Source organism: Limosilactobacillus coleohominis, assembly GCF_016901675.1.
GTDB classification, from domain to species: Bacteria; Bacillota; Bacilli; order Lactobacillales; family Lactobacillaceae; genus Limosilactobacillus; species Limosilactobacillus intestinavium.
Genome location: NZ_JACJKU010000160.1, coordinates 1 through 1,061, shown reverse-complemented (window position 1 = coordinate 1,061; position 1,061 = coordinate 1). Strand labels below are relative to the sequence as shown.

At 40.8% G+C, this 1,061-nt stretch carries 2 protein-coding genes; one reads left to right on the top strand and one right to left on the bottom strand.

Translation table 11 applies throughout. From position 1 onward, the window contains the following. Window positions 1–181: 181 nt before the first annotated feature. Window positions 182–733, bottom strand: a complete 552-nt coding sequence (locus H5975_RS08300) for an RBBP9/YdeN family alpha/beta hydrolase (protein WP_204785623.1) — start codon at window positions 731–733, stop codon at window positions 182–184. A gap of 193 nt (window positions 734–926) precedes the next feature. Between H5975_RS08300 and H5975_RS09005 the strand changes: the two genes are divergently transcribed. Next, window positions 927–1,061, top strand: a 135-nt coding sequence (locus H5975_RS09005) for a helix-turn-helix domain-containing protein (protein WP_204785624.1), incomplete at its 3' end; no start/stop codon positions are given.

Below are 1,061 nucleotides of genomic sequence, written 5' to 3'. Positions count from 1 at the left end.
CGATTTCATTGTAACAGAGGTTTACCTCTGTTTTTTTGTTTAAAACACAAAAATGGCATTGGTATAGAGATGAAAAATCTCTAACCAACACCATTTGGTGTAGAACCCATAAAAATACCCCCAAAGTCGATTTCCAACTTTGGGGGTACGCTTCATTGCTCGTTTGAGCAATCCTTTTTTATTACTTCATCATCTTCATTAATTCTTTTTGCACCAGTGGAAATTCCTGGTAACCATCATCACTCAGAAAATGACCGCCAGTTGGTTGAACAATTAACTTAGCGCCGAGATGGTTGGCTACAGCAACGCTGTATTGATATGGTGCAATTGGATCATTTTGCGCAGTAATCACCGTTGCTTGATTCAGCTTTTCCTTCACATTTTGATAATCAATTTCTGGTGTCACAAAGCCATTCAATTGCGGATAATTAGGGAGGGGCTTGGCAAAGGCCCCGACTAAAATTAAATTAGTTTGCTTTAAAGCATGACGTTCCACAAACCGCATTGCCGCAATACATCCTAGGCTATGCGCAACAATTGTAATTCCAGATTGACCATCTTCATGCGGAATCTGATCGTCAATTGCAGCTTGCCACTCTTGAGAGTCAGGAGCAAATGGATTGGGAAGCCAAATGCGGTCCAATTCAATAGCGGGTGCAACAGCTTCTTCTAACCACGGAAACCAATCGTCATCCCGTGTAGACGTGCCATGAATTAAATACGCTTTTTTCATTTTCTCACCTTCGATATATAAACGGCCACAAACATTCGTGAATTTCGAACGCTTGTGGCCAACTAATTTTTTATTTGGTGGATTATAGAATGAAGTTAGCCATCTAATTGGTGGTAAATGCAAAAACGCCATTCGGCGTGACATCAGGTATCATATTAAGTGAATCAAAACTATATGAAAGGATGTCCGTCAAATGACGCACTTAAATGATACCATGCTCACTAACCTTTTGGCCACTCATCGCAAATATGCACACCTTACTAAAGAAGAGCGAGTGATGATTGCGACTTTAAAGTCGCAAGGACTTTCCAATCGCGCAATCGGTCGT

Bases quoted from the DNA above. Each gene is read 5' to 3' on its own strand.
- H5975_RS08300 (WP_204785623.1), bottom strand. From the start codon at position 733: ATGAAAAAAGCGTATTTAATTCATGGCACGTCTACACGGGATGACGAT.